Genomic DNA, 23,494 nt, shown 5'->3' with positions numbered 1-23,494 from the left:
CACGTACTTAGTGATTGGAAACGTCCGCGATGACAGCTCACGACACCACACGGCTCCCCCCGTTCGCACCACCACCAGCACCGTCACCTGAACAGGGTCCCGCCCGGATCACCGGGCGACAGCGGCTGATCATGGTCCTGCTGCTGACCGCCAGCTTCACCCTGGCCGTGGACTTCTCCATCCTGAACGTCGCCTTACCCCGGATCGGGGCCGACCTTGGGTTCTCCCTGGAACACCTGCAATGGATAGCCACGTCATTCGCCCTGTGCGCGGCCGGGTTCACCCTGTTCTTCGGCCGGGTGGCTGACCTGTTTGGACGCAAACGCGTCTTCATCGCCGGCATGGCGCTGCTCGGAATCGGCTCCCTCGTCGGCGGCCTCGCCACCGACCCCGGGCTGCTGCTCACGGCCCGCGTCGCCCAGGGTCTCGCCACCGCGGCCGTCACCCCGGCCGCGCTGTCACTGCTCACCACCTCCTTCCCGGAAGGATCCCTGCGGGACAAAGCCCTGGGGCTGAACGGCTCCCTCATGGCCGCCGGTTTCACCACTGGCGCGATCCTCGGCGGACTCCTGACCGACCTGCTGTCCTGGCGGTGGGCGTTCTTCATCAACGTCCCCATCGCTATATTTGTCCTTATCCTCGCCCCGAAACTCCTCACCGAATCTGCCCGCGGAGACCGAACCAGGCTCGATCTCCCCGGGGCCTTCTCCGTCACCCTTGCTCTGCTGCTGCTCGTCTTCGGCCTGACCACCGCCGGAGGAAAAGGCTGGGCCGATCCGCTGGCCTGGGGACCACAGGCAGCCGGAGTGGTCCTGTTCATCGTGTTCTTCTTCATCGAAAAAGGCACGGTACACGCCCTTGTTCCTGTAAAAATCCTGCGGCGGAACAACATCGCATGGGGCAACATTGCCGGAATCCTGGCGTTCGCCACGGAAACGTCGCTCGTGTTCGTCCTGACCCTTTACCTCCAGCAAGTCCTCGGCTACACACCCTTCGAGGCGGGACTGACCTTCGCTGTGCTCGGCATCGGCACCGTCGTCGGCGGGATCATCGCCCCGAAACTCATCGGCAAACTCGGGAACAGGAACACCATCATTACCGGCCTTACCGTCCAGGCAGCCGCCACCGGCTCCCTGCTCTTTATCAACACCAGCCAGAACTCACTGATCATCGTCCTGATCGCCACATTCATAGGCGGCGTCGCCAACCTCGCAGCCATCGTCGGATTCATGGTCACCGCCACCACCGGTCTCCCCGACACCGAACAGGGCCTTGCCACCGGACTGACAACCATGAGCCAGCAAATCGGCATCACCATGGGCATCCCGATCATGAGCACCATCATCGCCGCATCCCTTCTCCGGCACGGCAACGGCGGTTCCCCCGAACAGGTACTGCATGCGGTACTGCCGGCCATAGGGATCAACGCCGCCCTCTGCCTCGCAACGGCCGCATTCATCGGCCTTTTCCTCAGGAAGCGTCCGTCAACGGCGACCCAATAGGGTCAGGCGCGCCAACGATTCCTCGCTGCTGCCTGGGCATCGCAGGACTGGAAATCCTCGCTGGACAAGTGGTACTCCTACACCGGGGCCAAGGAATCAAGGTTCCTGGCCACGGACACTGACTGGGCGCCATGGACAGTGGGCAAGGGCTACGACAAGAAGCGGGCCAGGGAGGAAGCAATGCGCCACGTAACTCCATATGTTCGACTACGAGGACAAGGACGCCGACCTCGTCGAGGAACCCGACAGTCTGATAGTCGGGTCGGGCTCACGCATTTTCGAGGACGGCGAGAATACCCAGGCCTTCTCCCAATTCCGCAGGACCACCGTCTGACAATTCGTGCAAATGCCACTTTCACAATTGGCACCTGCGCACGCGAGCAGGGGCTCAGTACAAGAAGATCGGCAGCCAGTCGCGGTTGTGCGCGTGCACCAGCGCGAGGAACAGCACGAAGTCGAAGACCAAGTGCACCGTCACCACATACGTGAGCGACTTAGTCAGCTTGAAGGTATATCCCTGCAGCAGGGCGAATGGGAACGTCAGAAGCGGACCCCAGGCCGTGTAGCCGATCTCCCACAGGAAAGAAGAGAAGACGACGGCCTGCAGAATGTTGGCGAGCCAGTCCGGGAAGTGCCGCCGGAGCAGAGTGAAGGTGGTGCAGATGAAGAACAGCTCGTCCCAAACTCCAACAGCGTTCACGCCGAGAAAAAGGCGCCAGAAGATGGTGGCGTCGGAGGCGTCCGGCCAGTTCTGATAAACCTCCGTGCGTATCAGGTACACCGGCAGAATCAAGTAACCGAGTGCCACAACAGCGATCAGGTACAGCTTCGCTGACAACGGCCATTTGCGGCCCGTGTTCACCGGAAATCTGATGATCTTCTCGCGGTAGACGAACCGGGACACCAGCCACGGCACCAGTACGGCCAGCGCGAGGGCACCACCCATCAGGGTCATGTGCGGGATGCTCAAGTCAGCGTTCAGCGGAACCAGGCTGATGATCACCATCCCCGCCGCGATTACCGCGAGGTGCCGCACGAATTCGCGGTCGATCAGCGCTGCCGTGACTAGGCTCAACGCGAGCACGCTGTAGCCCAGGAGGTCATTCTCGACGCCGAATAGCAGCACTCCGGACACTGAGAGTAGGACCGCTGGCACTAGCTTCCACGTGAGCGCGATACGGGGTGGCTGCGTCGAGATCGATGTCACCCCACAAGCATGTCAGCGATGGTCGCTCCAGCAAATCGTCCAATCACCTGGCATTTCCAGTGACAACCCGAGGGGCGCCTGCAGTTCGGGCAGGCCCCCGGTGAAAGCTTTCCGCGTGTCGATGTCGGCCGCTTAGTACAGCGCGGACGGCCATCTCAGTGGTTAGCCCGGTGTCGATGAAGCGCCCAGAATGGCCCATGACTTTGAGGCACTTCCGGATGGACACAGAATCTGAGAAGATGCAGACAGGTCTCCAGACTGAGGGACAACTACTACCGGACCGGAACAATTTCGCCCCTCGCCGAAGCCCTTCCCTTGGAAGACTCAAATGCACACGCTGACCTTGATTTATATCGTCCTTGCTGCGGCAATGCTCTGGATGGCAATTACTCTGAGCATGCTGGCCCTGCTCGCTCGCTCTGAACGTCGCGCCGGGCTCAGAGTGCCCCGTAAAAATGCTGTCGCTCTAAAACGGAAGCATGGGAGCATAAGCCCGAGGAGACGGAAGGTACGGCGTGGACGAACGTCTCATCGGGTAGCAGTGCGCCGCTGAAGCAGGCTTCTGCCCCTCGTCTGCCGGGACGTTTAGGACCATATCGTGGTCGAACAGGACCGGGCACGCCCTGTGCTGTCGGATGCTTCGGTTATGCCTGCTCACTAATTGTGCAGAATGAAGACACGTCCTGCCCGTTTCGGCTCTTCCTGCCGCCCCTTTTCGGACGAACTGAGCGGCTCTACACTGATCCACTGAGCAGCTCCAACGGGTCGGGCTGCAGTAAAAAGGAGGCCCCGAATGGGACTCGACGACAAGATGGGCAACATGGCCGAGAAAGCCGCTGGCAAAGCGAAAGAGGCGGCAGGCAAGGCTACCGGCAATGAGCGGCTTGAAGCCGAAGGTGAGGCGGATCAATCCAAAGCGGACCTGAAGCAGGCAGGCGAAAATATCAAGGATGCGTTTAAGAAAGACTGACTGCTACCCACAAGCCGGGGCGTCTCTTGCGAACGGGAGGCGCCCCTTACCTTTGGTGAGGTGTGTCACGGATCTTATGACGGTTGTCCGAAGGCGTCTTCTTACTCCAACATGTTGGGCAGGAGTCCCCAACACGAACCTGCGCAGGCGACCCGTCGGCAACGGCCGATTCGGGTGTCCGGCACCTGCCACCGCACAGGCGGTCGGCGCGCCCCTGGCGGCTGGCCCGATCATGTTGGGGACAATAGACAAGACGGCACCAGCCGCATGGAAGCTTTCCGTCCCCAGCTGTCAGTCAATCCTTCAGCAGTCCTGACACAAGGGCGGATGTTTGCCATTCCCGTTCTTCAGCCACCATGAGGTTCAGATGAAAAATACCCTAAGCGGGGCCAGCGCCCGCGACGATATTCTCAGGATAGGCGTCGTAGGCATCGGCAGCATCGCGCAAAAGGCCTACCTTCCCGTGCTGGCTAGCCAGCCCGGGCTGGAGCTCCACCTCATGACACGCGACCGGGACAAGCTGGAACGGATCGGCGCGGCGTATCGGGTCCCCCGCCTCTACACGGACCTTGAGGCGCTCATTGATGCGGGCCCGCACGCTGCCTTCGTCCATGCCCCCACTCAACACCACCACGACATCGTCACCCGCCTGCTCGAGGCCAACATCGACGTTTTCGTCGACAAGCCCCTCTCCTACAGCATCGCCGAAAGCCGGCAAATGGTGGCCCTTGCGCGGGGACGCGGACGTTCCCTCATGGTGGGCTTCAACCGGCGGTTCGCGCCAGCCTACACGGAGTCGCTGAACCACCCGCGCGACTTGGTGATCCTGCAAAAGGACCGTCACAACGGCCTCGGAAACGCTCGAACCATCATCCTCGACGACTTTATCCACCTTGTCGACACCCTGAGGATGCTGGCTCCGCCGGGTGCGGCCGACATTGACGTGCGCGGGAGGATCGATGGGAACGGCCACCTGCACCACGTCATCCTGCAACTGGAGGACGGTGGATTCAACGGCCTGGCCATCATGAACCGCACCAGCGGGTCCAACAGCGAAGTGCTGCAGACCGCCGGCGCCGGCCAACGGCGCGATGTCACCAACCTGAGCGACACCGTGGCGCACGACGGCGAGACTAGACTGCTGCCCGTCGACGCCTGGGAGCCGGTAGGCCATCGACGCGGCATTGAGGATATGTGCCGGCATTTTCTGGACGCATTGCGCACCGGTACGAGACTCGATGCCGGGGACGCGCTAACCACACACGAGGTGTGTGAGCTCATCATCGAATCCTTGGCTGCCGCGGACGCGTAGCACCATTCCCGGGCCTAAATCAGACCTCTCAGCGCCCAGAAACATAGACGGGTGCTCGGTCTCGACAGGAGGGTCGGTCTGGTTGGTGCCGGCGGGCTGCTATGCGTCGTTGGGGTATCGACCGGATCGTCCACCACGCCGATGTCATCAGCCTCAAAGGCAGCAGCTACCGCCTCAAAAAACACCAACCCGCCGCCAGTACGGCACAATAGAACAACAACCCCGTGGCCCCGTTTTCAATTGGCACTATTGGCCCTATTTTCGGTTGGCGTTAACACTCAGAGCGCCATTCTCGTCGTCTGGGTCTAACCACACAGCAAGCCCCCCACTGATCCGGTCACCGCCAATCCGAGGCCCCCAAGGGCCATGTTTCCCCTGCACACACGCGGTTTTCAGGAGTACGATATGGGCGTCGGCAGGATTCCTGCGACTCCTTGCCGCGAGACCGGTTCGCCATCAGATGAACCGGTAAACAGCGTGAAAGGGAAGGTCATGACTACCGCTTCACACCCTGCACAGCACCACCTGATGGGGTTGACGCTTCACAACACCGCCATCGGTATTGGTTCGGTTTTCCTGCTGGTTGGAGTCCTCGGGTTCATCCCGGGAATCACCACCAATTACGGCGCCATGACCTTTGCGGGACATGAGTCCGGGGCCATGCTCCTTGGAGTCTTCCAAGTGTCCGTGCTGCACAACATCGTGCATTTGCTGTTCGGCGCGGCTGGCATTGCAATGGCCCGGACAAACCCGATGGCCCGCTGGTTCCTGCTTGGCGGCGGCATCGTGTACCTGCTCCTGTGGATCTACGGCCTGGTCATCGACATGAACGCAGCCGCCAACTTCGTCCCGTTCAACACTGCTGATAACTGGCTGCACCTGGTTCTGGGTGTCGGCATGGTGGGCCTGGGGCTCTGGCTCGGCAGGGACGCCATGGAGAAGATGAAGGGAAGCACCCCATAACGCCACGGTTCGTGGAAAACGGACGACGGCGGCCGTCCCCGGGGCGCGAAATCCCCGGGACGGTCGCCGTCGCCTCCCTCGGCGTCGGCGGCTGCTTACGCCGCCTTTACACAGCCGAGCAGTACCGGGCGATCCTGAGGTGACGCAGTGAATGACGCATCGAACAGTGGACGGCCGGAAGGTGAACCCCGCTCCCTCTGGGTCGCTACCGCCGGAACCACCGATTATCCCGTCCTGCGCGGGGATCTGGAGGTCGATGTCGCGGTCATCGGGGCGGGCATCGCCGGGCTGACCGCCGCGTTGGCGCTCAAGCGCAACGGCCACGCCGTCGCGGTCATCGACACCGCCCGCGTCGGAACCGGCGTCACCGGCCACACCACCGGCAAGGTCACCTCCCTTCACCGCCTTGCCTACACCGAACTTGCACGCAAACACGGCGACGAGACCGCTCGAACGTACGGGCAGGCCAACCAGTCCGCGATCGAACACGTCGCGCAGCTGGTGGCCGAGGAAGCCATCGACTGCGACTTCCGCCACGTCGCCAACTACACCTACGCCGAAACCGACGACGCGCTCGACCTCGTGCGCGCCGAAGCCAACCTTGCGGCCCGGCTCGGCCTGCCCGCAGCCTTCACCACAGAGGTACCACTGCCCTTCCCTGTCAAGGGTGCGGTCCGATTCGACGGGCAGGCGCAAATCCATGCCGTGAAATACCTCCAGGGTCTCGCCCGCGTGGTCAACGGTGAGGGCAGCTTCGTCTTCGAGCAGACCCAGGCGCAGCGAATCCACGACGGCTCCCCGGCCGTCGTCGATACCGAACACGGCACCGTCCGGGCCCGCGACATCATCGTCGCCACGAATGTGCCGTTCGGCGACCAGGGCCTTTTCTACCTGCGGTGCCATCCGCACCGCTCCTACCTTGTCGCCGGACGCGTGGACACGCCACCGCTGGACGCCACGTTCATCAGCGTCGACGAACCGATGAGATCCATTCTGACCGCCAGCGTCAACGGCACAAGCTATGTGCTTACCGGCGGCGAGGGCCACCGCGTGTCCGAGTCCGGTGACACAGCCGCGCGGTACCGCAGACTCGCAGCCTTCGCCCACGACCGCCTCGGCGTGGACAAGGTCGCCTACCGCTGGTCAACTCAGGACGGCATCCCGCTCGACGGGCTGCCCTACGCCGGACTTATGTCACCCACCGCCAAACACGTGTACGTGATCACTGGCCTGCGCAAATGGGGCCTGTCCAACGGAACCGCGGCCGCGCTCATTCTCACTGACACCCTCAACGGCCGGGAGAACCCTTGGGCCTCGGTGTTCAACAGCAACCGGATTACCCCGGCAGCCAGCGCGAGAAGGTTCATGACGGAGAACATCAAGACCGTGGAAGCTGTCCTGGCCGGCAAACTCCGAGGCCGGCCCAGCCAGACGGAACTATCGCCCGGAGAGGGGACAGTCATCAAAGTCAACGGCGAGAGCACCGCCGTCTACAAAGACGGAGACGGGCAGGTCCACGCCGTCTCCGCCACCTGTACACACCTGGGCTGCACCGTCGGCTTTAACGCCGCCGACACAACCTGGGACTGCCCCTGCCACGGCTCCCGATTCACCACCGAGGGCACCGTCATCCAAGGGCCCGCCGCCAAGAACCTCCCACCCGCACCGACGCCCTGATCCCCCGCTAGTTGCCGCCGGACCGGCGCTTGGGGGCGGTACGCGCCACGCCCACAGCGGCCAGTAGGGCACCGGCTCCCTCAGCCACGGCGCTGAGGGACTTCTCAAAAAACCACACCGGCTCATACATCGCGGGGAAGGGTCCGAAGGCCGGAATATCCACATACCGGTACAACACCACGGCGACGAATGCACTCAGAGCCACCACCAGGGCCAGGGCAAAGGAGGCTCTGCTGCCGCGGAACAGAACCCACAGCGCCGCCAGCACTGCCGCAGCCGATTCGAGCAGGAACAAGTTGCCTTGTCCGATTCCGCCAGGCGAGGCCGCCTGGTAGCCGGGGGCCAGATAAATATGCACCCCGGCGTCGATGAATAGAGCCAGTGCGGTCAGTGCCCTCAGTGCCATGTTCATTTGACTGTCAGCGTGCCGTGCATGTTGGGGTGATAGGCGCAGTGGTAGGGGTAGGAGCCCGGTGCCGAGGGCGCCGTGAACGTGGCCGTCCCCCCGCTTCCCTTGACATCCACGTCAAATGCCTTGCCTTGATCCGCGGTGACGGTATGGCCGGCTGCGTCCACGTTGGTGACCGTGACAAGGGCGCCCGGCGCGACGGTCAGCGGCGCTCCATACTCGAAGTCCTTGATGGTGATCGTTGGCGCTCCCGGGTTGACCGCTCCTGTCGTCGCTGTCCCCGGCCCGGGGGACGCCGCCGGAGAGCTGGGTGAGCTGCTGGAGCCGCAACCGCCCAACAGGAGCGCCGCCATCAGCAGCACTGCGGCCTTGCCCTGAATCGCTCTCACGGTGACCGTCCTCGACTCCGGAAACCAGGGCCGGCCAGGCCCCGCCTGTCCCTATTATTGTGCGCGCATCAGACGGAAATGGCACCTGCGGTTCGGTGAAGGGCGGCCGACGGCGCTGAATGTCAGAGCCCGCCGATAGGTTCAGGGGAAATGACAGCCACGAAAGGGACCGCTCCACATGTCGACACCAGCATCGTTTGAAACAGCACCAACGGCGTCCAGCATGCCGGATTGGTACCCGGACTTGCTGGCGTCCGTCACGGGCAAAGTCAGGGCTGGCCGTTCCAAGGCGATCGCCGCTGCGAACCAGGAAATGCTGCACAGTTATCTGGCGATCGGGCGGGACATTCTGGAACGCCAAAGTCTCGAAGGCTGGGGCGCCCGAATCGTCGACCGGCTCTCAGTTGATCTCAAGCGGCAGTTTCCCGAAGCAACCGGATTCTCGCCGCGAAACCTGAAATACATGCGGGCCTTCGCTGAAACATGGCCTACCGAGGCAATTGTGCAAGCGCCGCTTGCACAATTGCCTTGGTACCACCACCTCGCGCTGATCCATAAGCTCAACGACCCCGAAACACGGCTCTGGTACGCAGCTGCCGCCGTCGAGAATGGCTGGTCTCGCAACGTAATGGCACACCATATCGAGACGAAACTCCACGAACGCTCCGGCAGGGCGATCACCAACTTCAAAGCGACATTGCCGCCGTCGGACTCGGATCTTGCCCAGCAATCATTCAAGGACCCATACGTCTTCGACTTCGTGTCCATGACAGGCAAGCGGAATGAGCGTGAGCTTGAGGGACAGCTCGTGGTGCACGTCGAAAAGTTCCTGTTGGAACTCGGCCAAGGGTTTGCCTTTGTCGGCCGGCAAGTCCGGTTGACTATCGGCGCCGATGAGTTTTTCGCCGATCTGCTGTTCTATAACTTCAAGCTGCGTTGCTTCGTCGTGGTGGAGTTGAAAGCCACCGCCTTCAAGCCGGAGTATCTGGGTCAGATCAACATGTACATGTCCGCTGTTGACGACCTCCTGGGTCATGCTGACGACGAGCCGACCATCGGACTGCTGCTGTGCAAAACGAAGAACAACGTCGTGGCCGAGTACTCTCTGCGGGGCTTCTCGAAACCGATCGGTATCGCCGAATGGGAATCCGCGATTGTGGCGTCCTTGCCAGAGGAATTCGCTGCCACGCTCCCCAGCATCAGCGAAATCGAAGCCGAGCTTTCGCAAGACTTTTCCCAAGGAGATTCGGTGAATTAGCCGGAATCGATATGCAAGGCTCTGCGTCAGCCCGGGGTGAGGACGCAGAACTCGTTGCCCTCCTGGTCGGCGAGGCACACCCATGACACATCGCCCTGGCCGACGTCGGCGTCAGTGGCGCCCAGCGCCCGCAGCCTGGCCACTTCTGCCGCTTGATCATCACCCGGGTACGGCATCAGGTCGAGGTGGACACGGTTCCACACGGTCTCCACGCCGGACGTGCGAAGTAATTCCAGATACGGCCCGACGCCTTTGGCCGAACGCAGCCTCGCATGATCGTCGGTCACCTCGTGCAGGGTCCAGTCCGTAGCCTCGCCCCAGAACCGGGCCAGGGCCCGCGGATCCGCGCAGTTGACCACCACCGTGGCAATCGGCCCGGTGTCCCGGTAGATCGGTCGCGGCTCCAGCACACAGAACACATTGCCCTCCGGGTCGGCCAGGACTGTCCACGGCACATCACCTTGGCCCACATCCGCGGGCGTCGCACCGAGCTCCAACAGCCGCGCGACCAGCTCCGCGTGATGGGCTGCAGAGGTGGTGGCTAGATCGAGGTGCGCGCGGTACCTCACCGTCTCGGGCTCCGGGACGGTGACGACATCGATGCAGACGGCCGCGGGGTCCGGCCAGACGAAGTCCACAGGTTCAACATTCGTCACACCGGGTCCCTCGCTGGAAACACCCCAGCCGAGCGCCTCCGCCCAAAACCGGCCCAGCGTTGAGTCATCCCGAGCCTTGAAATTCACCTGAACAAGTCGCAGCGCCATACCGCCCGACCCTATACCCAGGTAATACACGATATGGGAGGCACGCCCTAGTCCGGGCCATTCCCTCTACACCGCGTTGCCCCTTCCCCACCCCGCCGCACGGCACGGCTGACAACACGGGCGCCTACCACGGCGCCTTTCACGGCGACAGAGATCGGTCGCTATCGCGGAGTCTTTACTCCAATGCGTCGTCGAGTCAACAATGGCTCTTACTACGGGCCTCCGCTGGCTTGGCAGCGCGCCGCCCATCCGACTGCCGCCCCACCGGGCTGCCCTACACAGGAGCGCTGACATGAACGATCCGACAGCCACATCCCAGACAACCTCGGCGGTATCTGATCGCGCTGCACGGCTGGCGTCGATCCCCTCCTTTCAGCGGGTTAACGCCTACATCCGGGAGTACAGTGCCCGCGGGCACGGGCAGGTGCCGGGCTGCGACTTCACCTTCGGCAATCCGCACCAGATGCCGGCCGACCGCTACGTGAATACGCTGCGGGACGCGCTGGCTCCTCAGAATGATCAGTGGTTCGCCTACCAGACCAACGGCGAGGCCGCCCGGGAAGCAGCCGCTCAATCCCTTCACCGGCTGCTGGATGTGCCCTTCCGGACGGAGGATATTTACCTCACCACCGGTGGCTTCGCCGCCATTGCCCTTGCGCTGAAGACCGTCGCCGATCCCGGCGACGAGATCATTTACAGCCTGCCGCCCTGGTTCCTATACGAGCCGCTGATCCTTGAAGCCGGGCTCGTACCGGTGAAGGTGAAAATCAACACAACCACGTTCGACCTGGACCTCGACGCGATCGAGGCCGCCATCACGGAACGCACCCGGGTAGTGATCGTCAACTCGCCCAACAATCCCACGGGGCGGATTTATCCCCCCGAATTGCTGGTCCGGCTGGCCGAACTGCTGGAGGCGGCCTCGGCGAGGATTGGACGGCGGATTTACCTCATCTCGGACGAGGCCTACAACCGGATCGTGTTCGACGGCTTGCGATTCCACAGCCCTGTGGAGTTCTACCCGCACACGCTCCTGGCCTACTCCTACGGCAAGACCCATCTCTCCCCAGGCGAGCGCGTCGGCTACCTGGCGTTGCCGCCCACCATGCCGCAGCGGGATGAGATGGAGCCGGCTATCACGGGCCTGCAGGTGGCGATGGGCTGGGTGTATCCGAACGCCCTGCTGCAGCACGCGCTTCCCGAACTGGAGAAGTTCACCATTGACGTCGGCCAGTTGCAGCGGCGCCGGGACCGTCTCGTCGATGTGCTCGGCGGCATGGGGTACCTCGTCCGGCGGCCGGAGGGCACGTTCTACCTGTATGTCACGTCCCCCATTTCGGACGACGAGGCGTTCGCCACCTCACTTGCCCGCCGGGATGTCTTCGTGTTGCCGGGCGTGCTGTTCGAGACGCCTGGCTTCTTCCGGATCTCCCTGACAGCCAACGAAAACATGATCGAACGCAGCTTACCGGCATTCGAAGCGGCGATGCTGGAAAGCCGCCCGTGATTCGTGATGAAGGAGCCCTGCCCGCCATAGCCAACAGGACTCCCTCCGCGTCGCGCCGAAGTTCCGGTTACTCCGGGATCTGAATCCGCGCGGCTTCCTGCATCAGCGGATCGGAGATCATCACAGTTGCCGCCCCCGGTGCCATGTCGAACGCGATATACCCACGGGACTTGTCACCCGGCAGCACGTCATCGGAGCCCAGCTGGTTATCGGCAAACATGCTGAGGTCAGCTTTGCGGCCACTTTCATCCTTGGCCGATCAGAAGCTGGAATCCTTCAGGGAACTGCTTAGTCGTTTGGATTTGTTCACAGAAACGCTAAACCGCCGCTTCCATCGCAAGCGCGTGTTTTTTCGGGAAGATCGTTCGCTGGCTATCGAGGGATCTTCAGGCCGAATGCTCAGCGTTGCCAATTTGTCTTCCGGCGAGCAGCACGAATTAATCCTAACCAAATACCTCCTTTTTGATGCCAAGCCCAATGCACTAGTCTTGATCGACGAGCCCGAGATTTCCCTGCACGTCGCTTGGCAGAAAGCCTTTTTGGACGATCTACAGAGCTTTTCCAGTGTTTCCAATGTCCGCTTCATAATAGCGACGCATTCCCCCCAAATCATCAATAACTCTTGGCACCTCACTCAGGCGCTGGGAGATCCGGAATGACAGTTTGCGATCTCCGCGACGAAATGACGCCAACTACCAAGGCCAATGAAATTCTCATGCAGGCGATGGTAGACGAGCGTTTTTATCTTCTCGTAGAGGGGGCTACGGATTTCAAACTATTCAACCGAATTCTTCCAGTCGAGGCGTGGGAAGTAGAGTTCCTCGACGGAAAACACAACGTCGCAAAATGTATGCAGGACTTGGTCCTTCAAGGGGCTAATCGCGTGTCAGCTGTCTTGGACAGTGACCCGTTGGATCCATGTATCTCCGAGGGACAGGTTTTCTACAGTCAACTCGCCGACTTGGATGCGGATCTTTTTGCTATCGAGGGATTGATTGACAGAATCGTCACTTCCAACGCGCAAGTAAGGGATCAGACGGTCCTGGCACAAATCGGTCAACCCACTTGGCGGGATGTCGTTATCGGCCTGGTCGAGCCTTGGACTGCTGCACGACTGCATCTGTCAGTCAGCGCCCCAGGTGTCAGCATGAAGGAATTCCCGGTACACCTCCTCGGTGATGCTCAAACCGCCAAGCTAAGGTCCGTCGAGCTGAACCGCCTCGTCGAGAACAAAGGGGGTCGCGGTTATTTAGAATCGGTCGATGTGAAGGATCTTGTTCACGAAAAAGGCAGCAAAGAGCTTGAGCTCTTTCATAATGGGCATCACATCGCGTCCGCCCTCGCATGGGTACTCTCGGAGGTCCTAAAAGCAAACAAGCTCCGGGCTAACACTGTTGAAGATTTCGCTCGAACTGCCATTACCCTGGAGGAGATTCGAAGGTTACGGGTCGTGGTGGAGTTTCATGCGTGGGCACATGCCCAAAGCACTTGCATTTGGCCGGCAGGATCTTGTGACCAGCTGACAGGCTGAGGCTGCCAACGGCTCAAATTCCGCGCGGCACGCATAGTCGGCGACATACTGCAAGAGTCTTCGATGAGTAGCTAGGCTCGGCTGCACCAACGAAACGGCCCTAAAACGCGAGCGTTTTGGGGCCGTTTCTAGATCGGCGGTAATTTGCCGGATGGGCCCGACTTTGGCTAGGAAACTTTCGAGGAGTGATTCCAGGTTGTCCGCGGTAATGCCCTCGCCGGAGGCACTGCTAATTCCGGGCTCATGCCCTTTCTTCCACTCGTGGAGCATTTCGGCCGGATACTCATCCCTGCATGGACCGTCGATGAGCTTGTGATGGGGCGTGCACATCAGTACAAGGTTGCTGAATGCAGCACGCTCTTCGTCCGTCATTCCAGGGTCGTACTGCGCTGATCCTTCGTTGGCTCCCCTGATGTGGGCGATTTCCACAGCTATTTGTTGCTGGCCTTCAACCTCCTCGACCACTGTCTTCTTGCAGTCTCGAAAATAGCAGGTCCCCTTCCCGAGAGCGAATAAGGCTGCCCGGGTTCCTGCACTGTATTTTCTTGCGTCATCTGCCACGTCCGGCAGTCTATGTCTCCAGGCGGAAACCCCGGCATACCCCTCCTGAATAGGAGCAACAGTTGAGGCCCGGCCGGTGCTGCAGGCAGGGAGGGGAACTGCACTTCGGCATCACGTTCCCCGGCTGGCGTACAGATGAGCAATTACAAATTTCAGGCAGGCGCCAACGAACCACGGAATGGATATCCCGGTCGTGGCGACGGAAGGGTGGACAACGAACAAGACGATTTCGATCAGCTGCATACCGGCTTGTGTGCGGCGCAACTCGAAATACATTAGCCATCCGACGTGATGCTCGTCACTGGCAAGGAGCCTTGGTCGGCGGGGCCGTGACTTTCGGCGGTAAATGGCGGCGTCTTCGCAGCGCTATTTGGCGCATGATGCAGCCGGGAAGTGGATTCCTTACCGGAGGGCGCCGATGAGGCGGATGTCGGGCGCCCAGTCGGGGTGCGGGTACTCGAAGGGCTCCTGCTCAGGCTCCTGAGGTCACGCCCCCGTACCGGCCGTCTGCGCGGCACTCCCGGTGGAGGGCCGACGAATCCCATGCAAAGGCAGTCCGAATGCCGGCCTACATCGTCGACGACGTGATCGCAGAAAAACGGTGGCGTGGGGTGGATGCTTTCCAAGTATCCGGGCGCTTTGAATGCAGGTACCTGTTACTCGTGACATCCGCTTGAGCTGAATCCTAGGCTCGTGAGCACAGGCTGGCTATGGCAGTGGTCGATTGTGCTGCTGGGGATATGGAGTTCAACTCCGGGGAGCAACATTGCAAGACTATGGATTTTTTCACATAGGCGGGCGTGGTAGCGGCCGCAGGACTTCGTGGCTTGGCGTAAGGCGGGGAGGCGGTCGCTCGGCTGGTCCTCATCTACGCAGGTCGCGGAATACGCGGCTTCAGGCACTGCTGACAGCGCTGCTGCTTGCGCTGGAGGGTGGCCTGGTGATGGTGCCGGTTGCTGCGTCCGCTGCCGGGGGTGAATTGCCGGCTGCCACCAACTGTGCGGTTCGACTGCTCCCCGGTCTGGGTGGCCACGGCAGCAATGCGATCGCAGCGGGCAGCAACGGCCTGGTGGTCGGCATCGCCGACACCGCCGCAGGCGAGTCCGCTCCAGTCCTCTGGCGCAACGGTCAACCGACGCCGCTTTCGATCCCGCTCCAGGTCCCCGTCCCCACCTCGGTAAACGCGGACGGAATAGTAGTCGGCACGGGGTATGACGCTAACCAGGAAATGCTGGTGGGCTGGTGGTGGCAGAGCGGGCAGTACCACCCGCTTCCGGTGGGCCCCGGTGACATAGCGCTCCCTTCGGCGGTCTCGGACAGCGGCGCCGTCGCCGGAGTGCTGGTCGCGGACGAAGAACACTCTGACGGGCCAGGCGCCGATGAGGACGGGCGTCCCGCTCTCTGGGCCAGCGTTAGCGCAGCACCACGCGTGCTCACCCTTCCCCCCGGGACGCGGGGCGGCCATGCCTTCGCGATCGGCCCAGACGGCACCATCGGCGGTGTGGCCCTCAGCGACGGCGGTACCCCTGTCCTGTGGGCACCGGACGGCACCCCGAAGGCCCTGCCGACCCTCGCCGGCCGAGGCGGTGTGGTGCTCGCGATCGACTCCGCCGGGCAGGCGCTCGGCCAGAGTGCAGTGCCAGGCGGAACCCACGCGGTCGCCTGGAACGCCGCCGGTCCCATCACCGATGTGGGCGCAGCGGCCGCCGGCCCCTCCTCGAGCGCGTTCGCAGGGGTCGCGGGGACCGCCGTGGGAGCGGGCAGCAACCCGTCCTTCCGCGCGTCGCGACCCCAGGCGGTGATGTGGATCGGTAAGAGCGCCCGGATCCTGCCACCTGGTTCGGACGACCAGTTCGCCGGAGTGTCCGGGTCGGCGAGCTCGGTGTCACGGCAGGGCGGGACCACCGTTGTCATCGGGTTCTCCGCGGCAGGCAACGGGCTGCGCCGCGCGACCGAATGGAGCTGTCGATGAACGGCCGCCGGCACGAGCGCCGCCCACTGCGCCGAGCGCTGGCCGTCCTGCTCGGCGGCGCACTCGTTCTCGCCAATGCCTACATTCTCGCCACATCGCCCGAGCCCCGGGCCACCGCCGCATCCTCGGTGAGCCTGGGGTTCGCCGGAGACACCGGCGGCAACACGGTGACCGGCAAGGTGATCGACGCAGCACGTAACGCGGGGACCGCGGCCATGTTCAACCTCGGCGACATGTCCTACTCCCAGATCACCCCGGAGTCGTCCTGGTGCTCGTTCGTCACCCAGCACGCCGGGACGATGCCCTATGAGTTAGTGTCCGGGAACCACGAGGACGACGGACCAGACGGGGTGTGGTCGAACTTCGCCGCGTGCCTGCCGGACCGGCTCGGCGCCACAGGAAACTACGGCCAGCAGTTCTACACGGACTACCCGGCCGACAACCCATCGGTCCGAGTGATCATGGTGTCCCCGAAGCTGACCTTCAGCGGCACGACCCTGAACTGGTCCTACAAGGCCGGCACCCAGGGCTACAGCTTCGTGTCGTCGGCGATCGACGCGGCACGGGCTGCGGGGATCCCGTTCGTCGTTGTCGGAATGCACATGTACTGCCTATCGATGGTCAACTACCCCTGCGCCGCCAGCCCTGACCTGATGAACCTGCTGGTGGCCAAGAAAGTGGACCTCTACCTGCAGGCACACGACCACGCGTATGCACGCAGCTACCCGCTCGCGCTCCAAGGCAGCTGCACAGCCATCCCTGTCGGCACCTTCAACCCGGACTGTGTGGCCGATACGAACCCCAATGCCCAGTTCGCCGCCGGGACCGGGACGATTCTGGCCACCGTGGGTTCGGGCGGCAGGTCACTCAACAGCGAGAGCAACACTGCGACGGCGCCCTACTTCCAGCAGTTCATGGGCAGCAACAACAACCCGACATACGGCTTCTTGAAGGTGTCAGTGACCGACACGACGCTCACCGGTCAGTTCGTCGGCGCCTCGGGCGGAACCTTCACCGACAGTTTCACGCTCACCCGCACGGCGTCCTCACCGAGCCCATCGCCTACGCCAACACCTACGCCCACACCAACACCAACACCAACACCAACACCAACACCAACACCAACACCAACACCTACGCCTACGCCTACGCCTACGCCGACATCGACGGCGACAGCGGTCTCGGTCCGGTCTTCGGCTACCGGGTCCGGTGAGCTGACCGCGGCGGGTTCGTACACGGCCACCCTGCCGGCAGGCTGGCAACCCGGAGACACAGTCTTCCTGTTCTCGCAGGTCACAGTGTCCGGGTCGGCCAACACCACGGCTCCGTCCGGATGGACGCGGGCTGTCGGCGACTTCACCAGCGCCGGGTCCACTTCGGCGCACCAGGCGGTCTGGTATCGAGTGATGCAGTCCGGCGATGCCGCGCCGAGCGTACCTGAGCCGGCCTCCCGCTATGCCTGGTCCAGTGTTGCCGTGCAGGGCGCAAACCAGACAACACCGCTGGATGTTATACCTACCACTGACACCAACAGTGGGGTTGCCTACCCGGATGTCCGGGCTCCGTCGATCACGCCGGTGACGCCGGGGGCGCTGCTGTTGACGGCCCACGGCGCCAGAAACGGCACCAACTCGGCCACCACCACCTTCATGCCGCCGTCAGGAACAACGGAACTCGGAGACGCAACGTCAAACATCGCGTCCAAGTCGAACGCGGCCATCGAGGTCAACTCCCTCTCGCTGACCGATACCTCCGCCACAGGCACGAAGACCGCCACCGCAGCCTCAAGCTCCGGCACGCTCATCAACCAGTGCGGCTCGGCCATCGTCGTGCGCCCAGCGCCCTGACCGGTGCTGGGCAGTAAGGGGGGCGGCGGGCCCACCTCAGGCGGTGCCCCATGCGCGGGTCCGGTTGTCCTTTAAGTTGTCCCAAAACTCCCGCCACAATGACCCGTCACAGGTGCAACTTTCGGTACGGTGCACGGATGGATATTGGCTATGCGCGTGTATCGACGGCGAAGCAAGCTCTGACCCGACAGCTGGACGCCCTGGCGGCCGCCGGCATTACCAGGGAACACATCTTCGTGGACAAGAAGTCCGGGGCCACCACTGCCCGCGCAGGGCTACAGGCAGCATTGACCCATGCCAGAGATGGTGATGTTCTCGTGGTCCACACCCTGGACCGGCTGGGCCGGACAGTCCGCGACACTCTGAACATGGTCCACGAACTCAAAGAGCGGGGCGTGGGCATCCGGACCCTGGCGGACCCGCTAGCCATCGACACCGCCGAGCCTGACAGCCCCATGAGCCAGCTGGCGTTTGTCATGCTGGAACTTCAAGCGCCCCGGCGTCCCGACGACGAAGGACGAGTACATCAGGGTTCGGGAAGCCTCGCTGAAGTTCATAACGCTGCGGGGCAACCGGATGGCCGACTGGGTCGAGAAGAACCACCCCGACATTATCGTCCGCCGGCAATAAACAACGTTTACACCAGCCCCTGACGACATTGTGATGAAGAGGCGCCTAACCCTCCGGACACTCAGCCGATCCCACTAACGGGACGATGCGGCAGTCCGACGTTGCATCGTGGCTAGACCCTCGCCCGATCGTGTGGCGGAAGCCGGAAAAGGACCCTGTGGATCGCAGCGGTAAATGGTGTGGTTTCCGCAGCGCTTTATGGCCGACGGACGCACGCAAGCGGGTCCCTCAGCGTACATAGGCGAAGTCACAGATAAGCCGGTGCAAAACCTGAGCGAGGCGCTATGACGGACGTCGTCCAATCGCTTCTAATTGCCGAGACCACGAGGGCGGCAAGCGCGAGGAAAAGTGCGATGACGAGAGCTATCGATACAACCTTTACAGGGCCATTGGAGGATGACTATCCTCAAGGTTCATTGAGCTCGACCGGAAGCTTTCGTGCCCATACGGGCCTGCCTAGTTTTCCGGGAGTTGGAATTCGGTCCAGAGCGTTCCTTTCCGGGGAAGACGCCCTTTTCGCGGATTGGCGGTGCCGGGCTACGGCATCGGTATTTCCGCATCGGGCGCTGCAGTAACGCTGGCGGCCGGCCTTTGAACTATCTACGAACGCCTGGGAGCAGCTCTCCCGTGCACAGGCGCCGATTCGTTCGCCGCCGCTCCAGGCAATGAACAGGGCCAGGCCACCCGATGTGACGGCTTTGATGGCTTGTATCTCTTAAGTACCCCCTGTTGAGGTGGGTGGCTGTCGGTTTACGGTGGCCTTGGGAGGGGCCGGGGTGGTTCCGGTTTTCGGCTGGGCGTCATGGCCCGTGAAAGAGATCGTCGCCCCCGGCCTGTCTTCCAAGCAGACCCGATTGAGGGAATTGGTGGCCGGAAGGAAACGGTGCGCAGCACCGGTTTCCGTCCGGGCAGGCACCGGATGACTTACAAGCGCGGGAACCGTATCCGACGCTTCCTCAGCAGTTGCGGGCATGTGAGGGAGGTCGCCGCCCGGCGCTGGAAGCAACGCATGACGGTTCTCCCAAGAGGTGGACTACCCGGCCTGGTGACTCGGCTGGTGGACCGGCAACGACGGGTTGTTCCATCGCACGTATTCGATGCGAAAGGGAGAACCATCATGCAAGATCAGGATAAACCCGCGGGGATCGTGCGGGCAGTGGCAGGTATCGATGCGGCCATCACAGCACGGCATCACATCGCGGTGCGGGAGTTTTTCGACGACGGAACAGAACATCTGAGCCGCTTCACTGTCGACCCAACCCTTGCCGGGCTGGAGAGACTCTCACAGCGGCTGGCCGCAGTACCGGCGCCGCTGACAGCGGTCGTGGAACCGACATCCATGACCTGGCTGGCGCTGACCCTCGCGGTCGAACGGGCCGGCGGGCAGATGGAAATGATCGGCGCCCGGCACTCCTCACGGCTGCGCGCGGCCATCATGGGCAAAAACAAGTCCGACGTCATCGACTCCGAAGTACTCACCCACGCCGGGGAGATCTTCGACCCGCCACCGCTGGTCCTGGCATCCCCGGGGCAGCTGGCACTGCGACGGGCCGTGGTCCGCCGGGCCGGCGCCGTCATTGACGGGAACCGGCACTGGCGGCGGCTGCTGTCGCTGGCACGGTGGGCCTTCCCCGATGTGTGGACCGCGTTCGCCGGATCCGAGTCAACAGCATTGGCGGTTCTGGGCCGCTGGCCGCACCTCCGATCACTGGCATCGGCGCGCTCAGCAACGCTTACTGCCGTGGTCGCCGAGCATACCCGCGACGTTGGAGATACGCCCGCCCGTGCTGCCGCGATCAAGGCCGCGGCGCGGGGATGGGCAGATTTCTGGGAGGGGCATCTGGATCTGGACGCGCTGGCCGTGGACGTCACCGAACACCTGACAGATCTGCAGGAGTCACGGGCCAGGGTCGAGCGCTTCACCTCCCACGCGCGGCAGTGGTGGGAGCACCTCTACGGCGATGACCCGCTGGTGCTGTCCTTACCCGGAGTGGGCCCGGCCATCGGTCCCTGCATCCGCGCCTACTTCGGCGACGGATCCGGGTTCGACAGCGCTAAGAAGGCTGCCAACTATGTTGGTATTACCCCTTCGAACTGGTCATCCGGGACGATGCACCAGTCCCACCGGGCCATCAGCAAGGAAGGGCCGGCACCGCTGCGGCTGGCGTTCTACCAGGCCGGCAGCGTCGCCCGGACCATGGACCCGCAGCTGGCCGCGTTCTATCACCGGCTCATGACCGAACACGGCCACTGCCACACCCAGGCCACCATCGCGGTCGCCAGGAAACTGGCCGAAAGAACCTGGAAAACCCTCACCACCGGGCAGATGTACGAGCTGCGCGACCTCCAAGGGCAGCCAGTCACCAAACGGGCAGCGAAAGAGCTCATCGCCTCCCACTACACCGTCACGCCCCAACAGCGCACCCAGTCGCGGTCCCACACCCTCGAAGCGAAACGGGCACGCCTAACACGGTAAGTACCACTGGCCCTCCGCTCCGTTCGGCGACCGGACCCATGCCGTTCTGCCCCACCACCAGCCACCGGCGGCACCCTGCGACGGTCTGTCCCCGGACGGGGCAGCACCCAGCCTTCACCGGCAAAACACAGGCGAGGGTGCACCCGGCATGCCTGCCGTCCAGAGCCAAAAAAGGGTTGACAAGCGTTAGGGAATCTTGTCAAGGTTCCCGGGGAATGGTCTGCTGAGATGATTGCTCATGCTGCCATCCAGGCCGCACTTCTCAAGAGAATACGCGATTTGTAATTGTCTGGGTTTCGATAGTGTCAAGCCCCGGGTTTGGTGGAGGGTTTGTTAGACCCGTTCCATCGTTTTGATGGTGGGCAGATTTGAGTAGAAAATGGTTTCTGCTTCTACCGGCGGTATATACCCGATCTCGCCGTGGAGACGCCGGTGGTTGTACCAATCGATGTATTCGGCGACGGCGATTTCAAGGTCGTTGATGCCGGTCCACGGACCTTTGTTCCGGATGAGCTCGGCCTTGAAGAGGGAATTGAGCGCCTCTGCCATGGCATTGTCGTAGCTATCACCCTTGGCTCCCACGGAGGCGACTGCTTCGGCGTCAGCAAGGCGTTCGGTATATCGGATGGCACGATACTGCACCCCTCTGTCGGAGTTAAACCGAATTCGGCTTAACTCCGATTAAGCCGAGAAAAACGTTAAGCCGAATGTCGGGCTTGTTGCTACGTCGTTTCGGGACTCCGGGGTAGTTTTCTCGGCTTAACGATTAGGCGCTCTTTGGCCCCTCAGGCCACAGCTCCATCGCGAAGGTATGCCCACCGTTTACGCCTTCATACATTCGTCACGCTGGGCATGGCGAAAATGGCTGGATACCGCCGCTTCCTCCATCAGCCAGTCTCACTGACGAGGATTGGTCTGGCGACAACAACCTACAACAGTTCGACACTCCAGATGACCCACGAAACATTAAGCCGAGGAACAAGGCACAAACCCGTGGAAGTACGGGCCCACAGGGCCAGTCCCCGGGTTAACGTTTTCCTCGGCTTAATCGGAATGGTGTACGAGCTGGGAGACGTCCTTCCCCTCGCGCCGGCGGGTCCATAACCCCATCTCCAGGGCGTCCAGTGCCAGGGCTGTGTGCATGGTCCTGGAGAGCTGCCAGCCGACCACCCGGCGGGAGAAAACATCCAAAACAAAGGCCGCGTAAACCCAGCCGGAGAACGTTCGAATGTAGGTAATGTCTGCGACCCAGAGGCAGTTCGGAGCAGGTGCGCTGAATTGTCGCCGAACCAGGTCCGCCGGCCGCTCCGACAAGGGTCCTGGCACCGTTGTGCGGGGCCCCTTGGCACGGCGAACACCGTGCAACCCGGTACGGCGCATCAGCCGCTCCACGGTGCACCGGGCCACTTTGCAGCCCTCGGTTCAGCGCCGCATAAACTTTCCTGGCCCCATAAACACTGTAGTTCTCCCGGTGCACCCGGGTGATTTTCTCCGCCGTCACGGCGTCGGTTATTGACCGTTTGGACTCCGGTCGTGCCTTGGCAGCGTAGTAGGTCGACGGGGCAATCGGCAGCTCTCTGCAGATCGGCTCGACCCCGTATTCGTCCTTGTGTTTATCGATGTAAGAGATCATCGTCGTGAGGGGCGGTCGAGCTCCGCCGCGAAGAAAGCTGATGCTGATTTCAAAATCGCATTGGCCCGGCGCAACTCAACAACCTCGCGTTCAAGCTCGGCCAGACGGGTCGAATCATCGGTGGTAGTGCCAGGGCGCACGCCCTGATCGATCTCCACGCTACGCACCCAGCCACGGATGGTATCTGCCGGGATGCCCAGCTGCGCACCAATCCGGGTGCAGGCACCCCGCCGGCCACTCGGGTCCTTCTGCGCGTCCATCACAAGCCGGACCGCCCTCTGGCGAAGCTCGTCAGGATACTTTTTCGGTGCTGGCATGGTGCTCATCCTTTCAAGGACTCAACACCCTCCATTAAACCCGGGGCGATTCACTGGCAAGTCCAATCGGAGCACTCCACGTCCTCCGGAACCGTCACCTACTCCCACTGCCGCTGCGGCGCCCACACCATGCGGTTGCGCTGCGCCACTGAAGACCTCCTCGCCGCCGTCGTGACAAAATGACAGGCAGGAGCCCGTGGTAGCCCACAGCCTGTTGGCATTGCTGGACTGTGAATCGCGGCCGTATTTGGTGTTGTTCTGTCGGCGCCATGCGGCATGGTCGAGGATCAGTGGTGGTCGAGACTAAGCCCCTCAACCCGGGCATGGTTAATCGACAACAACGGCGATGCCGTGCCGGACGATGTTGCATCTGAAGTCGCCAATGTTGGAGGTCCTGTAGCAGCCGAAGTTGCAAGCGAAGACGGCCCCAAACCCGATCTCTTCTACTCGGACGAGATCGTCGACTGGGTAGAACAGAAGTCTAATTACGAGGACTGACCGTCTCAGCAAGGGATCCCTTGCTGAGACGGGTTGAAGCCGCGCGGGGCCGAGGTAGAACTTGATCTCTA

At 62.4% G+C, this 23,494-nt stretch carries 25 protein-coding genes, 1 pseudogene and 1 other annotated feature; of the genes and pseudogenes, 17 read left to right on the top strand and 9 right to left on the bottom strand.

From position 1 onward, the window contains the following. Window positions 1-29: 29 nt before the first annotated feature. From ACQCSW_RS10000 to ACQCSW_RS09990, 3 genes and pseudogenes are all read left to right on the top strand, one after another. Window positions 30-1,502, top strand: a complete 1,473-nt coding sequence (locus ACQCSW_RS10000) for an MFS transporter (protein ID WP_426990577.1) — start codon at window positions 30-32, stop codon at window positions 1,500-1,502. Window positions 1,503-1,562: 60 nt separating this feature from the next. Continuing rightward, window positions 1,563-1,643: pseudogene (locus ACQCSW_RS09995) on the top strand (hypothetical protein); the annotation flags it as partial. Window positions 1,644-1,701: 58 nt separating this feature from the next. Continuing rightward, window positions 1,702-1,836: a hypothetical protein gene (locus tag ACQCSW_RS09990; protein ID WP_426990576.1), complete on the top strand. Its 135-nt coding sequence runs from the start codon at window positions 1,702-1,704 to the stop codon at window positions 1,834-1,836. A gap of 54 nt (window positions 1,837-1,890) precedes the next feature. Here the strand turns inward: ACQCSW_RS09990 and ACQCSW_RS09985 are convergent, their stop codons facing one another. Then, window positions 1,891-2,709: a CPBP family glutamic-type intramembrane protease gene (locus ACQCSW_RS09985; protein ID WP_426990575.1), complete on the bottom strand. Its 819-nt coding sequence runs from the start codon at window positions 2,707-2,709 to the stop codon at window positions 1,891-1,893. Between the two features lie 793 nt (window positions 2,710-3,502). Here ACQCSW_RS09985 and ACQCSW_RS09980 point away from each other — a divergent pair. The 5 genes from ACQCSW_RS09980 (at window position 3,503) to ACQCSW_RS09960 (ending at window position 7,631) form a co-directional block, all read left to right on the top strand. Further along, the gene (locus ACQCSW_RS09980; RefSeq protein ID WP_354253115.1) at window positions 3,503-3,679 is read left to right on the top strand and encodes a CsbD family protein; all 177 of its coding nucleotides are present in this window, start codon (window positions 3,503-3,505) and stop codon (window positions 3,677-3,679) included. A gap of 367 nt (window positions 3,680-4,046) precedes the next feature. Further along, window positions 4,047-4,991, top strand: a complete 945-nt coding sequence (locus tag ACQCSW_RS09975; RefSeq protein ID WP_426990574.1) for a Gfo/Idh/MocA family protein — start codon at window positions 4,047-4,049, stop codon at window positions 4,989-4,991. A gap of 101 nt (window positions 4,992-5,092) precedes the next feature. Beyond that, the gene (locus ACQCSW_RS09970) at window positions 5,093-5,203 is read left to right on the top strand and encodes an ATP-binding protein (protein ID WP_426990573.1); all 111 of its coding nucleotides are present in this window, start codon (window positions 5,093-5,095) and stop codon (window positions 5,201-5,203) included. A 280-nt stretch (window positions 5,204-5,483) separates the two neighbouring features. Beyond that, window positions 5,484-5,954 (top strand): DUF4383 domain-containing protein, encoded by a 471-nt coding sequence (locus ACQCSW_RS09965; RefSeq protein ID WP_354253113.1) that lies wholly within the window; start codon window positions 5,484-5,486, stop codon window positions 5,952-5,954. A 147-nt stretch (window positions 5,955-6,101) separates the two neighbouring features. Beyond that, window positions 6,102-7,631: an FAD-dependent oxidoreductase gene (locus ACQCSW_RS09960; RefSeq protein WP_426990572.1), complete on the top strand. Its 1,530-nt coding sequence runs from the start codon at window positions 6,102-6,104 to the stop codon at window positions 7,629-7,631. A gap of 7 nt (window positions 7,632-7,638) precedes the next feature. On the opposite strand, the gene ACQCSW_RS09955 is transcribed toward ACQCSW_RS09960, so the two are convergent. Continuing rightward, window positions 7,639-8,043 carry a hypothetical protein gene (locus tag ACQCSW_RS09955; RefSeq protein WP_426990571.1) on the bottom strand — a complete coding sequence of 135 codons (405 nt, stop codon included), beginning with the start codon at window positions 8,041-8,043 and terminating at the stop codon, window positions 7,639-7,641. After that, a complete protein-coding gene (locus tag ACQCSW_RS09950; RefSeq protein WP_426990570.1) occupies window positions 8,040-8,429 on the bottom strand; it encodes a cupredoxin domain-containing protein in 390 nt (129 codons plus the stop codon). The genes ACQCSW_RS09955 and ACQCSW_RS09950 overlap by 4 nt, the downstream gene beginning before the upstream one ends. 178 nt (window positions 8,430-8,607) lie before the next feature. Here ACQCSW_RS09950 and ACQCSW_RS09945 point away from each other — a divergent pair, with 178 nt between their 5' ends. Further along, window positions 8,608-9,687, top strand: coding sequence for a PDDEXK nuclease domain-containing protein (locus tag ACQCSW_RS09945; RefSeq protein WP_426990569.1), 1,080 nt, complete (start codon window positions 8,608-8,610; stop codon window positions 9,685-9,687). A 26-nt stretch (window positions 9,688-9,713) separates the two neighbouring features. On the opposite strand, the gene ACQCSW_RS09940 is transcribed toward ACQCSW_RS09945, so the two are convergent. Further along, the gene (locus tag ACQCSW_RS09940) at window positions 9,714-10,451 is read right to left on the bottom strand and encodes a VOC family protein (protein WP_426990568.1); all 738 of its coding nucleotides are present in this window, start codon (window positions 10,449-10,451) and stop codon (window positions 9,714-9,716) included. Window positions 10,452-10,743: 292 nt separating this feature from the next. Here ACQCSW_RS09940 and ACQCSW_RS09935 point away from each other — a divergent pair, with 292 nt between their 5' ends. Continuing rightward, on the top strand, window positions 10,744-11,958 hold the full coding sequence (locus ACQCSW_RS09935; protein WP_426990567.1) for an aminotransferase class I/II-fold pyridoxal phosphate-dependent enzyme: 1,215 nt from the start codon (window positions 10,744-10,746) through the stop codon (window positions 11,956-11,958). Between the two features lie 67 nt (window positions 11,959-12,025). Here ACQCSW_RS09935 and ACQCSW_RS09930 read toward each other — a convergent pair whose 3' ends face one another. Beyond that, on the bottom strand, window positions 12,026-12,178 hold the full coding sequence (locus tag ACQCSW_RS09930) for a hypothetical protein (RefSeq protein WP_426990566.1): 153 nt from the start codon (window positions 12,176-12,178) through the stop codon (window positions 12,026-12,028). Between the two features lie 31 nt (window positions 12,179-12,209). Here ACQCSW_RS09930 and ACQCSW_RS09925 point away from each other — a divergent pair, with 31 nt between their 5' ends. From ACQCSW_RS09925 to ACQCSW_RS09905, 5 genes are all read left to right on the top strand, one after another. After that, window positions 12,210-12,617, top strand: coding sequence for an AAA family ATPase (locus ACQCSW_RS09925; RefSeq protein ID WP_426990565.1), 408 nt, complete (start codon window positions 12,210-12,212; stop codon window positions 12,615-12,617). Continuing rightward, complete coding sequence (locus ACQCSW_RS09920; protein WP_426990564.1) at window positions 12,614-13,489, top strand: hypothetical protein; 876 nt, start codon at window positions 12,614-12,616, stop codon at window positions 13,487-13,489. The genes ACQCSW_RS09925 and ACQCSW_RS09920 overlap by 4 nt, the downstream gene beginning before the upstream one ends. A 1,504-nt stretch (window positions 13,490-14,993) precedes the next feature. Continuing rightward, window positions 14,994-16,022: a hypothetical protein gene (locus ACQCSW_RS09915; protein WP_426990563.1), complete on the top strand. Its 1,029-nt coding sequence runs from the start codon at window positions 14,994-14,996 to the stop codon at window positions 16,020-16,022. After that, window positions 16,019-17,869, top strand: a complete 1,851-nt coding sequence (locus tag ACQCSW_RS09910; protein ID WP_426990562.1) for a hypothetical protein — start codon at window positions 16,019-16,021, stop codon at window positions 17,867-17,869. Before ACQCSW_RS09915 ends, ACQCSW_RS09910 begins: the two co-directional genes overlap by 4 nt. 137 nt (window positions 17,870-18,006) lie before the next feature. Beyond that, window positions 18,007-18,522, top strand: coding sequence for a recombinase family protein (locus ACQCSW_RS09905; RefSeq protein WP_426990561.1), 516 nt, complete (start codon window positions 18,007-18,009; stop codon window positions 18,520-18,522). A 383-nt stretch (window positions 18,523-18,905) separates the two neighbouring features. Here the strand turns inward: ACQCSW_RS09905 and ACQCSW_RS09900 are convergent, their stop codons facing one another. Beyond that, window positions 18,906-19,142, bottom strand: a complete 237-nt coding sequence (locus ACQCSW_RS09900) for a CGNR zinc finger domain-containing protein (RefSeq protein WP_426990663.1) — start codon at window positions 19,140-19,142, stop codon at window positions 18,906-18,908. Between the two features lie 474 nt (window positions 19,143-19,616). Between ACQCSW_RS09900 and ACQCSW_RS09895 the strand changes: the two genes are divergently transcribed. Next, a complete protein-coding gene (locus tag ACQCSW_RS09895; protein WP_426987616.1) occupies window positions 19,617-20,975 on the top strand; it encodes an IS110 family transposase in 1,359 nt (452 codons plus the stop codon). A gap of 333 nt (window positions 20,976-21,308) precedes the next feature. Here ACQCSW_RS09895 and ACQCSW_RS09890 read toward each other — a convergent pair whose 3' ends face one another. From ACQCSW_RS09890 to ACQCSW_RS09880, 3 genes are all read right to left on the bottom strand, one after another. Beyond that, the gene (locus ACQCSW_RS09890) at window positions 21,309-21,617 is read right to left on the bottom strand and encodes an integrase core domain-containing protein (RefSeq protein WP_354167936.1); all 309 of its coding nucleotides are present in this window, start codon (window positions 21,615-21,617) and stop codon (window positions 21,309-21,311) included. Window positions 21,618-22,019: 402 nt separating this feature from the next. Further along, window positions 22,020-22,289, bottom strand: a complete 270-nt coding sequence (locus ACQCSW_RS09885) for a DDE-type integrase/transposase/recombinase (protein WP_426990560.1) — start codon at window positions 22,287-22,289, stop codon at window positions 22,020-22,022. 244 nt (window positions 22,290-22,533) lie between these two features. Next, window positions 22,534-22,647: a sequence feature (AL1L pseudoknot), on the bottom strand. Beyond that, on the bottom strand, window positions 22,605-22,925 hold the full coding sequence (locus ACQCSW_RS09880) for a transposase (RefSeq protein WP_426988519.1): 321 nt from the start codon (window positions 22,923-22,925) through the stop codon (window positions 22,605-22,607). (Overlaps the previous feature by 43 nt.) 276 nt (window positions 22,926-23,201) lie before the next feature. Between ACQCSW_RS09880 and ACQCSW_RS09875 the strand changes: the two genes are divergently transcribed. Then, window positions 23,202-23,423 carry a hypothetical protein gene (locus tag ACQCSW_RS09875; protein WP_426990559.1) on the top strand — a complete coding sequence of 74 codons (222 nt, stop codon included), beginning with the start codon at window positions 23,202-23,204 and terminating at the stop codon, window positions 23,421-23,423. The last annotated feature ends 71 nt before the right edge of the window (window positions 23,424-23,494 follow it).

The organism is Pseudarthrobacter sp. Y6 (assembly GCF_050156205.1).
Lineage (GTDB): Bacteria > Actinomycetota > Actinomycetes > Actinomycetales > Micrococcaceae > Arthrobacter.
The sequence above is the reverse complement of the archived record's forward strand: the minus strand, read 5'-3'. Positions and strand labels throughout refer to the sequence as shown.

Coding starts and splice junctions, on each gene's coding strand:
- ACQCSW_RS10000 (WP_426990577.1), top strand. CDS start 30: ATGACAGCTCACGACACCACACGGCTCCCCCCGTTCGCACCACCACCA.
- ACQCSW_RS09990 (WP_426990576.1), top strand. CDS start 1,702: ATGTTCGACTACGAGGACAAGGACGCCGACCTCGTCGAGGAACCCGAC.
- ACQCSW_RS09980 (WP_354253115.1), top strand. CDS start 3,503: ATGGGACTCGACGACAAGATGGGCAACATGGCCGAGAAAGCCGCTGGC.
- ACQCSW_RS09975 (WP_426990574.1), top strand. CDS start 4,047: ATGAAAAATACCCTAAGCGGGGCCAGCGCCCGCGACGATATTCTCAGG.
- ACQCSW_RS09970 (WP_426990573.1), top strand. CDS start 5,093: ATGCGTCGTTGGGGTATCGACCGGATCGTCCACCACGCCGATGTCATC.
- ACQCSW_RS09965 (WP_354253113.1), top strand. CDS start 5,484: ATGACTACCGCTTCACACCCTGCACAGCACCACCTGATGGGGTTGACG.
- ACQCSW_RS09955 (WP_426990571.1), bottom strand. CDS start 8,043: ATGAACATGGCACTGAGGGCACTGACCGCACTGGCTCTATTCATCGAC.
- ACQCSW_RS09945 (WP_426990569.1), top strand. CDS start 8,608: ATGTCGACACCAGCATCGTTTGAAACAGCACCAACGGCGTCCAGCATG.
- ACQCSW_RS09940 (WP_426990568.1), bottom strand. CDS start 10,451: ATGGCGCTGCGACTTGTTCAGGTGAATTTCAAGGCTCGGGATGACTCA.
- ACQCSW_RS09935 (WP_426990567.1), top strand. CDS start 10,744: ATGAACGATCCGACAGCCACATCCCAGACAACCTCGGCGGTATCTGAT.
- ACQCSW_RS09930 (WP_426990566.1), bottom strand. CDS start 12,178: ATGTTTGCCGATAACCAGCTGGGCTCCGATGACGTGCTGCCGGGTGAC.
- ACQCSW_RS09920 (WP_426990564.1), top strand. CDS start 12,614: ATGACAGTTTGCGATCTCCGCGACGAAATGACGCCAACTACCAAGGCC.
- ACQCSW_RS09915 (WP_426990563.1), top strand. CDS start 14,994: ATGGTGCCGGTTGCTGCGTCCGCTGCCGGGGGTGAATTGCCGGCTGCC.
- ACQCSW_RS09910 (WP_426990562.1), top strand. CDS start 16,019: ATGAACGGCCGCCGGCACGAGCGCCGCCCACTGCGCCGAGCGCTGGCC.
- ACQCSW_RS09905 (WP_426990561.1), top strand. CDS start 18,007: ATGGATATTGGCTATGCGCGTGTATCGACGGCGAAGCAAGCTCTGACC.
- ACQCSW_RS09895 (WP_426987616.1), top strand. CDS start 19,617: ATGCAAGATCAGGATAAACCCGCGGGGATCGTGCGGGCAGTGGCAGGT.
- ACQCSW_RS09880 (WP_426988519.1), bottom strand. CDS start 22,925: ATGCCAGCACCGAAAAAGTATCCTGACGAGCTTCGCCAGAGGGCGGTC.
- ACQCSW_RS09875 (WP_426990559.1), top strand. CDS start 23,202: ATGGTCGAGGATCAGTGGTGGTCGAGACTAAGCCCCTCAACCCGGGCA.